The sequence below is a fragment of the Flavobacterium sp. genome (assembly GCF_029242675.1).
Taxonomy (GTDB): domain Bacteria; phylum Bacteroidota; class Bacteroidia; order Flavobacteriales; family Flavobacteriaceae; genus Flavobacterium.
On the sequence record NZ_JAQWTM010000273.1, the window covers coordinates 1 to 10,909 of the forward strand.

General features: G+C 33.9%; 8 protein-coding genes. All 8 read left to right on the forward strand.

Annotated elements, in window-relative coordinates:
• Positions 1-797, forward strand: a 797-nt coding sequence (locus P8M54_RS09995; protein WP_300287680.1) for a DUF1800 family protein, incomplete at its 5' end; no start/stop codon positions are given.
• A 24-nt stretch (positions 798-821) separates the two neighbouring features.
• Positions 822-1,988 (forward strand): DUF1501 domain-containing protein, encoded by a 1,167-nt coding sequence (locus tag P8M54_RS10000; protein ID WP_300287681.1) that lies wholly within the window; start codon positions 822-824, stop codon positions 1,986-1,988.
• 70 nt (positions 1,989-2,058) lie between these two features.
• On the forward strand, positions 2,059-2,958 hold the full coding sequence (locus tag P8M54_RS10005) for a DMT family transporter (RefSeq protein ID WP_300287682.1): 900 nt from the start codon (positions 2,059-2,061) through the stop codon (positions 2,956-2,958).
• Positions 2,959-3,042: 84 nt separating this feature from the next.
• Entirely contained in the window at positions 3,043-3,402 is a 360-nt protein-coding gene (locus tag P8M54_RS10010; RefSeq protein WP_300287683.1) for a DoxX family protein, read from the forward strand.
• 218 nt (positions 3,403-3,620) lie between these two features.
• Positions 3,621-3,899 carry a DUF2805 domain-containing protein gene (locus P8M54_RS10015; RefSeq protein ID WP_300287685.1) on the forward strand — a complete coding sequence of 93 codons (279 nt, stop codon included), beginning with the start codon at positions 3,621-3,623 and terminating at the stop codon, positions 3,897-3,899.
• A gap of 104 nt (positions 3,900-4,003) precedes the next feature.
• On the forward strand, positions 4,004-5,863 hold the full coding sequence (locus P8M54_RS10020; protein WP_300287686.1) for a peptidase M61: 1,860 nt from the start codon (positions 4,004-4,006) through the stop codon (positions 5,861-5,863).
• A gap of 115 nt (positions 5,864-5,978) precedes the next feature.
• Positions 5,979-6,689, forward strand: coding sequence for a DUF4369 domain-containing protein (locus tag P8M54_RS10025; RefSeq protein ID WP_300287687.1), 711 nt, complete (start codon positions 5,979-5,981; stop codon positions 6,687-6,689).
• Between the two features lie 163 nt (positions 6,690-6,852).
• Positions 6,853-10,908, forward strand: coding sequence for a response regulator (locus P8M54_RS10030; protein WP_300287688.1), 4,056 nt, complete (start codon positions 6,853-6,855; stop codon positions 10,906-10,908).
• Position 10,909 lies beyond the last annotated feature (1 nt).

Here is a 10,909-nt window from a genome sequence, read left to right on the forward strand (position 1 = left end):
GATTAGCCGGACTCACTTTGGGAGAGAACGGCGCTGAATATCGTAGATTTCTGCAAGATGATACACCAATGAATTACTTTGGCAAAAAAGGTGTTTTTAAAGCAGATGAAATGGTCGATATTATTTTTGAACAGAAAAACATTCCGTATCTAATGACCCGAAAAATTCTGGAATGGTTTATTTACGACAATCCAAACGATGCACTGGTTCGCTATTATGGGGATTATTTCAGGACTGTAAATTTTGAATTCAAGTCCTTACTTACCAAAATTTTCACTGAAGAATTTGATAAAAAATCGGCGGGGTCCAAAATTAAAAACCCACTTGAATTCAGTTTGCAATTAGTGCACGAACTCCAGCTGCCTAATGTAAAAAGTAATTTAATAGCGCTGCTTTTGAAACAACAAAGTATGGACTTATTCAATCAACCCAATGTCAAAGGTTGGCAAGGCGGTCAATCGTGGCTTACTTCTCAAATTTACTTACAACGTGCTTCTATAGCAGATGCTTTTTGTCAAGGTCGCCGCTTGACAAGGGCTACCGATAACCAAGAAATGGAAGTAAGATACCCTAATGTAAAAGAAAGAGAAACCCAATTACAATGGCAAAAAGGAACTAATAAAGCAATTATTAAAGAACTTACTGATCGCCTACTCTTTTCTGTAAGTCCAGATATGCAAAAGGATTTTGAAACCGTTTTAAAATACGATTTCGATGCCAATGCGCCCAATAGCAACCAAGCCGTTTTACGATTATTCAACACCATTATAAAAGAACCAGAGTTTCAGTTAATCTAGTCCTACTATCCAACACGTACAATTATGAACAGAAGAAACTTTTTATCCCTTACAGGTACATTAACAGGAGGTTCGTTATTATTACCTGATTTTCTATTTGCTTTTAGCAAACAAGAAAACTTAATTATTGGCGAGCAATCGGTGGTTTTTGTTCAGCTTAATGGAGGAAATGATGGTTTGAATACTTTTATTCCCTATCTCGACCCACTCTATTATGAAATGCGACCTAAAATAGCACTGTCAAAAGAGGAAGTGATTGCCGGTGACAAAGAAATGGGTTTTCATCCTGCATTAAAAGGGTTTGCTCAAATGCAACAAAATGGTGACCTCACTGTGATTCAAAATGTGGGTTATCCTGAACCTAACCGTTCTCATTTTAGAAGTCAAGAGATTTGGCAAACCGCAACAGATTCTAATCAATACATCAACGAAGGTTGGCTGGGACGCTACCTAGATTTGCAATGCCACACCCACACTCCTACTGCGGGAATTAATATCGATACCATAGACAATTTAGCACTAAAAGGGAAAGAGCCAAATGCGATCACAATTAAAGATCCCGAAAAATTTAAAATTAAAAATGGAAAAGAAGAAAGCGCTCTTTTATCTGACAATCCCGAGTTAGATTTTGTTCGAAAAATAGCCAATTCTGCAATCGAAGGATCTGATTTGATTCAAAAAGCACTTGCGCAATCTAGCGCCGAAACAACGTATCCAACAACAGGCTTAGGCAAAAACTTAGCTTGGGTAGCTCGCCTCATTAAAGGAAATTTAAATTCAAAAGTATATTACACTTCTTTAGGTGGTTTTGATACGCACGATAATCAACTGGCCATTCATAAAAACAAATTAGCCGAATTAAACGACTCCTTATTTAGTTTTTATACCGATTTAAAAAAAGCAAAACTACTGCAAAATGTAACCATAGTTGTTTTCTCAGAGTTTGGTCGCCGCGTAAAGGACAATGGAAACGGAACCGATCATGGCGCAGCAGCTCCAATGTTTATAATTGGTGGCAATAACAAAGGAAATGTAATTGGCAGCAATCCTAATTTAGCTGATTTGTATCAAGGTGATTTAAAGCACCAAATTGATTTTAGAAGTGTCTATGCCAATCTATTACAAAATAAATTAGATTTAAATCCTGCCTCAATTGGAATCAAAAATCCAGTGCTGAACGGATTATTCTAAAAAAAAGTTCGCATATGAAGCCACCTTCAAGATGAAAGCATATCTTTGCCCGCTTTAAAAAAATAAAAAAATGATTAAAAATAATGTCTTAAAAGGCGTTTTCTTAGTAGGATTAGGTGCAACAACTTATGGTATGCTTGCTACATTTGTTAAAATGGCATACACTGAAAACTATACAACCGCAGAGGTAACAAGTTCTCAATTTATATTAGGAATTATTGGAATATTGCTGATCAATTTATTTCAAAAAATAAAAAATAAAAATACAACCAAAAAAGCGAGTTCTCGCAATATTTTTCAATTAATGCTTGCTGGAACATCTCTAGGAATGACAAGCGTTTTTTACTATTTAGCTGTAAAATACATTCCTGTATCCATAGGAATTGTTCTTTTGATGCAAACCGTTTGGATGGGCGTTTTATTAGAAATGATTTTGGAGAAAAAACTTCCTTCAAAACAAAAAGTACTTTCGGTAGGTATCGTTTTAATCGGAACCGTTCTTGCAACTAATTTAATAAACAACGAAGTTCAGTTAGATTGGCATGGCATTATGTGGGGAATGTTAGCAGCAGCCTCATTTACCACTACTATGTTCACTGCAAACAGTGTTGCTACTGATATTTCGTCAGCACAACGTAGTTTATACATGCTGCTAGGTGGTGCGATCATCGTATTTGGTTTTTCGATTGCTACTCAAGTGACACCTTTTAATTATTCTATTTTTGCAAAGTGGGGTATCGTTCTAGCGTTATTTGGAACCATAATTCCTCCTATGTTAATGAATGCGGGCTTCCCACTAACAGGAATCGGACTAGGTAGTATTGTATCGGCTCTAGAATTACCCGTATCAGTGATGATGGCTTATGTATTATTAAATGAAGAGGTAAACAGCACACAATGGTTAGGAATCATATTAATTATTGCCGCTATTGTGATCATGAATATAAATTGGAAAAAAAGCAAAGGATAATTTTTTATTGTTTGTTGGGAATTAATGGGCTACTTTTCAAGTATATATCGTTAATTTAGCGATTAACATTTAAACTTAAAAAACATGACACTACCGTGGCACCTCTATTTAATGGCTGTAATTTATTGTGTTGCAGGACTAAATCATTTTAGAAACCCGAGGTTATACGTAAAAATTATACCTCCCTATCTACCCAATCCTAAAGCCTTAAATACGATTAGTGGTTTGGCTGAAATCATTCTTGGCATCGCATTAATGATTCCTACTTTAACCAATAGTGCTGCTTGGGGAGTTATTGCGTTATTAATTGCTGTTTTCCCAACACACGTTTATATGTATCAAAATCCTACAGCAAGAATGGGTTTACCGCTTTGGGCTTTGATTTTAAGAATGCCGCTTCAATTGGTATTAATATTTTGGGCTTATCAATACACGTTGCTATAAGTTTAAAAAATGCACTTCATTCCACTTCTTTATCGAATCGCTTATTAGATTATACAGCACTGCAGCTACCTAATTAGACAAAATCTAAAAAAGAAGGATTTAATGAAAAAAAAATCTGTTTTATTCCAAAGTACTATTTTTTTTTATTAATATTGAAGTCTTATAGACAAGCTATTAGATTACTAATTATAAAACCTATTTGAATTAATTTTCACGTGATGAAAAAGAGTAACCGCAAAGAACTGACCTGGGAGCAAACAGAAAAACTTGTTACGCTAGCTTTAGAAGAAAAAAATCCTTTTGAAATTATTAAAAAGGAATTCGGACTAGCAGAAAAAGAGGTTCTGGAAATCATGAAAAAAAAGATGCCTGCTGAAAAATTTGAGATGTGGAAGAAAAAAGCAGCAGCTAACAAGCCAAAACCCAAACCAATTAAAATTGACGATTTTGACGAAGATTTGGATGGAAAATATTACATCAAAAACAAATTTGACTAAAATAGCAACACTCTTACTCAAGAGTGTTTTTTTATAACTAATTACCAACAAATAAAAAGCTTGTGCGATGTTGCAAGTTTAAAGAGCAAATCAATAGTAAAATAATGAAAAGAATTTTTTATACACTAGCCTTAGTGCCATTTTTCTGGAGCTGTAAACCCACCAACTCAGCCATTGCACCTGCAAAAACAGAAATTGAAGTAGCCATTAATTTAAACGATATTAAAGAGGATAAAGTGATGGTAACCGTTAATGCGCCTACCATAACCACGGACCTAATAACCTATCACATTCCAAAAACAGTTCCTGGGACTTACTCTGAAGATAATTACGGCAGGTTCATTGAAGATTTAAAAGCTTTTGACAAAAAAGGCAACCCATTAGTTGTTAAAAAAACAGATAAAAACTCATGGTCAATAGCCAATGCTAAAACTTTAGATAGAGTAACGTATTTGGTAAACGACTCATTCGATACTGAAAAAGGAGGTAGTTTTGGAGGAGATGATGTATTCTCACCAGCGGGATCCAATATATTGGCAGGCGAGAACTTCATGTTAAACACGCACTGCTTTGTAGGTTACTTTACTAATTTTATGACCATTCCGTATAAAGTTACGATTTCACATCCTGAAACTTTATGGGGAAGCACATCAATGACTGATAGAGATGCTAGCGCTACCTCTGACACTTTTATTACCTCTCGCTATGCTGAATTAGTTGAAAACCCTATCATGTATTCAAAGCCAGACTATACTACTTTTAATGTAGATGGAATGGACATCCTAATTAGTGTTTACTCTCCTACTGGCAAAGTTACCGCTGAGAGTATCACTCCAGAGATGAAGACCATGATGACGGCACAAAAAACATTTTTAGAAAAAATTAATGCCACTAAAAAATACAGCGTTCTCCTATACTTATCGTCATTGACCCAAGAGGATGCTAAAGGTTTTGGTGCTTTAGAACACCCAACAGCTACAACAGTTGTTTTACCTGAAGTAATGTCAAAAGAAGAATTAGTAAAATCAATGATGGATGTGGTATCCCATGAATTCTTTCACATTGTAACCCCTTTGAGTATTCATTCCAAAGAAATTCAAGATTTTGATTATAACGATCCCAAAATGTCCAAACATTTATGGATGTATGAAGGTGTAACTGAATATTTTGCAAACCTTTTTCAAATCAACCAAGGTTTGATTGACGAGGAGGATTATTACTCCCGACTTGCTGACCAAATTGATCGCGCGAAAACCATGAATGACACCATGTCTTTTACGACTATGAGTGCAAATGTTTTAGAGCAACCCTATAAAGATCAATACATTAATGTATATCAAAAAGGAGCTCTTATTGGAATGTGTATCGATATCATCATCCGTGAAAAAAGCAATGGTGAGAGAGGAATTTTAAACCTGATGCAAAAACTTTCGAGTGAATATGGCGTTAACAAGGCTTTTAATGACGAAGAACTTTTTGATAAAATTACAGCCTTAACCTACCCTGAAGTGGGTGATTTTTTAAACACTTACGTAGCAGGAACAACACCAATACCTTATGATTATTATTTTGCAAAAGTTGGCGTAAGCCCTGCAGTTGTAAAAAGTCCAGCTGGCATATTTTTAAAAGGACAAGTACCTTACATCACCGTAAATCAAGAGACCAAAGAGATTATCGTAATCCCTAACATTGAGCTTAATTCGTTTTTTACTAGTCTTGGTTTAAAAGGAGGAGATAGTATCGAATCAATCAATGATAAAGCCTACAATCTAGACACGATTTACGATATGATTAATGATAGTCAAAGCTGGAAAGATAAAAGTGTTATGACCGTTAAGGTGAAACGAGATGGCGTTGTTAAGATACTTAAAGCTCCCGTTAGCCTTCCTCTTGAAGACAAGCAAGTCCTTAAAGCGACTGATGCCTCCAAAGCAAGCCTGCGACAAGCCTGGTTGAAATACTAATAGCATAAATTACAATCCCAATTTAGAAATAGATTGGGATTTTTTTTTAAATAACCTTGATTAAGTACCCACACATTCCAACTATTTTCTTTATTTTGCGGCAAAATTAAAACCAATGAAAAAAACCATTCTCGCTCTAGTAACACTCGCGATCGTAGCATCTTGTAATAAAACAGATTCCAAAACAAACGTTCATATCACAGGAAATATCAAAGGATTAAAAAATGGAACTTTGTACATCCAACGCATTGTTGACACAGCACTTGTGGCAATAGACACTATAACTATCGACGGTAGCTCTACATTTACTAGTGATCTTGATTTAAAATCTCCTGAAATGCTCTATTTGTTTTTGGATAGAGGTGTAACTAACTCAATGGATAATAATTTAGTATTTTTTGCTGAGCCAGGAAACATTGCTATTGAAACTAATTTAGACTCCTATATTACCTCTGCAAAGGTAACGGGATCAAAAAATCATGAGCTTTATGACGAGTACAAAAAAATAAATAGTCGTTTTAAAGATGAAAATCTGACTTTGTTAGAACAAAAATTTAAAGCGATCAAAAGACAAAATGCAAAAGCAATTGACAGCTTGACATTAAAACAAGATTCAAATACAAAGAGAAGTTATTTATTTGCAACTAATTTTGCCATCAATCATAGAGATTATGAAATAGCACCTTATATTGCCTTATCTGAAATTTATGACATCAATATTAAATATTTAGATACCATTCAAAAGTCGATGACTCCAAAAGTCGCCAACTCACTCTATGGTAAAAAGCTGACCAATTATGTTAATTCAATAAAAAAACAACAATAGTAATAGCATTAGAAAGATAATTAGCAAAGGAGTGTTTCAATTGAGACACTCCTTTTTTTATACCCAACTTTCTCCAAATTATTAGAGAAGATTAGAGTAGCAAAATAAAAAGTAAAAATCAAAAAAAAATAGATATATTAGCTCTACAACCTATTGAACTACTATGTGGAAAAACTTACCCTTTAAAAAACAATTAATTATAATTTTATTAATACCAATAATAGGATTAATATACTTCACAATTGCTAATTTAAATTCAACTTATAAAAATTATATAAGACTAGAACATAGCCTTGAAAACCTTCAAGTTATAGCAAGTTTATCAAATACTAAAACATTAGTAAACGATGAGAGAGCACTTTACGAATATTCTAAAATTAATCCCTCACAAATTACTTCTTATAAAAAAAAATTAAATCAGTTAAAATGGCGCTTATCTATTACCCCTTTTAAGGATCCTATTATTAAAAAAAACTTAAGATTAGCTCAGGATATTTTTAATGAAATTTCTTCTAAAAGAACTGAAAAATTAATTCCTTTAGCGGAAATTTATAAAAATTACTCTACAATAAATTCCATACTAGATAATTTAATTGAGAGGGAAATAATTAATTGCGATGATACTGAGATAGCTAAACTAGCCAATAATTTAAAATGTTATATTGGATCGAAGGCAGCTACAAACCTTATAAGAGGAATTATATTAGATAAGATAACACATGATAAAACCAATACTGATTTAGTAATATATTATGACAATGCGAAAAACATAAACTTCAATTCCGATTTCAAATTAACCATATTAAACAGTGAACATGTTAACGATGAAATTATTAAATACAAAAACAGTGTTCAATTTAAATCTTTTTTATCAACAGCAGAAGAAATAATGACCTCCAAATTAGATTTATCCCCAGCAGCTTGGTGGAAAACCTCAACAGGAACAAATGAAAAACTTAAGGAATTAAGAAACAATAAAGTTAATAGCATTATTAAATACGCACAAGAACAACAAAAAACCATCTTGATTAATACAGTGATAATTGTGATATCTCTAATCTCTTTACTTTTATTCACGATAGTTTTAGTGTACAATTTAATTCGTAACACGGCTACTGCACTACAAGTTATTTCCAACTCTATTCAAAAGATTGCATTAGGAAATATAAACCGACATAGCACACTTTCAGGAAATACCGAGTTTAACGCTATTAATTCTTCTTTACAAAGCCTAACCACAGGTATTAAAAAGCAAATAGATCTTTCAACTAAAATAAGTAGTGGGATTTTGGGCGAAACTATTGAGTTACGAAGCAAGTCAGACCTTCTAAATCGATCACTTAATAAAATGTCAATAGACTTACAAAGATACAATGTAGAAGAAAAAGAAAATGATCAACTTAAAAAAAACATCATCGAAATCAATAAAATTATTATCGATTCTAAAACTATCAAAGAATTTGGATCAAATCTTTGCGAAGCATTAATCAATCAAACTAATTCGTGTCAAGCCAGTTTTTACATGACCGACTATTTGGAGAAGCAAGATCGCTTATTAAAGGTGGGAACCTATGCAGGAAATAGTGACACGCCCGAAATAATAAAAATTGGAGAAGGTCTTATTGGAGAAGCTGCAAAAAGCAACAAGCAAAAATATTTTAGTGACTTAGACTACACCTATTCTTCTATAAGTTCCTCTTTAGGCGCATCGGCAATTTACAACATTTTGATTACACCGATAGCCTATAAAAATAAGGTGATGGCAGTTATAGAACTTGGATCGTTACACCATTTTACTAACGCTGATCAATTGCTACTAGCTACACTCCAAGAAACGATTGGAAGCGCTCTCGAAGTATTCATCAGGAATGAGGAGTTGAAAGCTTCCGTCGAAGAGATTAACCGTAAAAACAGTATTCTAGTTGTTCAAGAAGAGGAGCTACGACAAAACAATGAAGAATTAAACAAAAACGCTCAATTACTACAACAGTCTGAGGAAGAGTTGAAAAACCAAGCAGCTGAACTAGAACAAACGAATGCTTATTTAGAAGAGAAAGGAAGAGAGCTCGAAAATAAAAATCATGAGATTGAGAAGAAAAATAGCGATTTGATTATCGCTCAAGAAGAATTAAACATCAAATCCGATGAAATTGCAAAAGCGAGTTCTTATAAATCAGAGTTTTTAGCTAATATGTCGCATGAATTGCGAACGCCATTAAATAGCATCCTTATTTTATCTGATTTATTAAAAGACAATACAGCTGGAAATTTAAGTACTGCACAAATTGAAAACTTATCCGTGATAAATTCCTCAGGAAAGGATTTATTAAATCTAATTACTGATATTTTAGACATCTCCAAAATAGAGGCTGGAAAAGTAGAAATTTATCCTGAAGAAACAGTCGTAGAGCGCATATTCTCTGATATGGATAGCTTGTTTAGGGTACAAATGCAGAAAAAGAATATTACCTTCACTACTAAAATTACGGATGATTGTCCAAAAGCATTGTTTACTGATATTGGAAAAATCGAACAAGTATTAAAGAATTTTTTATCTAATGCAATGAAATTCACTCCAAATAGCGGGACAGTATCCATGACCTTTGGGCAACCGGATCAAGATTATCAATTCACCTCTTCGACTCTCGCTACACTACCAACTAATGCTATTTTAGCCATTACAATAAAGGATAGTGGTATTGGAATTTCCGAGGAAAATAAGAAAAAATTATTTCAAAGTTTTCAGCAAGCAGATAGCTCTACTAGTCGCAAATATGGCGGAACTGGGCTTGGGCTCTATATCTCGAAACAGCTCGCCTATTTAATGGGAGGAGAAGTCTTTTTTGACAGCATCCTTAATCAAGGAAGTACTTTTGGCGTTTTAATACCCGCTCGATATCCTACAACAACTTCCGAACATACAGAGATAGTGCTTCCGCAAAAAATGGAAGAAAGAACAATTGAAAGCGAAAATCCCAATCCAAATGATGAATTTGTTGATCTATCAGCCGACATTGCTGACGATAGAAACAAAGCAGATATTGACGACAAAACAATTCTAATTATCGAAGACGATCCATCATTTGCTGAGGTACTGCTTCAAGTCGCTCATAACAATGGGTTCAAAGCCATTATCGCACATCAAGGTGAAACTGGTTTTCAATACGCTAAGAAGTACAAACCAAAAGCAATTATTCTGGATATGAAATTACCAGGAATAGATGGATGGACTGTTTTAAAATGGCTGAAAGATGACAAAGACCTGCAGCACATTCCTGTTCACGTAATGTCCGGAATGAAGAGAGAAAAATTAGCCAAGGAAATGGGTGCTTTTGATTTCTTAGTAAAACCAATTACTCCCGAAAAACTAAAAGCAGCATTTGAGTCTATTGACAACCAAATAAACAAAGTATTTAAAAAAATACTAGTACTCGAAGACGACCAAAAACTTAACTATTCTATTAAGCAATTACTGCATTCTAATGACAGCAATGTAATTTGCTTACAAGCCTACTCTAGACAGGAAGCGGAAAACATTTTGAAAAATGATGATATAGATTGCGCCATTGTTGACCTTGGCCTACCTGATTCTGATAACATCAAATCGGTGTCACAACTTAAGTCTATCTCAAAAAACAGAAATATAAAAATTATTATTAATACTGGAAAATCATTATCGGAGCAAGAGCAATTAGAATTAGAAAAAAGTGTAAACAGTATCATTATTAAAACTAATAATGCAACGGAACGCCTCAAAGATGAATTGCTGCTGTTTTTAAATAAAATAGAAACCACCACTGAAACCAGTTACGTTGCAGCACCTAACCTTGCGGGAGGTGAAGTATTAAAAGACAAAAACATTCTAATTGTAGATGATGATATTAGAAACATTTACGCTTTATCAGCAGCGCTTACTGGCAAAGGCGCCAACATTACTACAGCATTTAACGGTATCGAAGCGTTAGAAGCTTTGGAAAACAATGGTAATACGGATATCGTTTTAATGGACATCATGATGCCCGAAATGGATGGCTTTGAAGCAACACGAAAAATCAGGGAAAATATACGATGGAAAAACCTACCAATTATTGCTTTAACTGCTAAAGCCATGAAAGGAGATCGTGACGAAATCATAAACGCAGGAGCATCAGATTATCAATCTAAACCTATCGATATTCAAAAGCTCATTTCATTAATTAGTATATGGATTTATAAATAAA

Coding starts and splice junctions, on each gene's coding strand:
- P8M54_RS10000 (WP_300287681.1), top strand. CDS start 822: ATGAACAGAAGAAACTTTTTATCCCTTACAGGTACATTAACAGGAGGT.
- P8M54_RS10005 (WP_300287682.1), top strand. CDS start 2,059: ATGATTAAAAATAATGTCTTAAAAGGCGTTTTCTTAGTAGGATTAGGT.
- P8M54_RS10010 (WP_300287683.1), top strand. CDS start 3,043: ATGACACTACCGTGGCACCTCTATTTAATGGCTGTAATTTATTGTGTT.
- P8M54_RS10015 (WP_300287685.1), top strand. CDS start 3,621: ATGAAAAAGAGTAACCGCAAAGAACTGACCTGGGAGCAAACAGAAAAA.
- P8M54_RS10020 (WP_300287686.1), top strand. CDS start 4,004: ATGAAAAGAATTTTTTATACACTAGCCTTAGTGCCATTTTTCTGGAGC.
- P8M54_RS10025 (WP_300287687.1), top strand. CDS start 5,979: ATGAAAAAAACCATTCTCGCTCTAGTAACACTCGCGATCGTAGCATCT.
- P8M54_RS10030 (WP_300287688.1), top strand. CDS start 6,853: ATGTGGAAAAACTTACCCTTTAAAAAACAATTAATTATAATTTTATTA.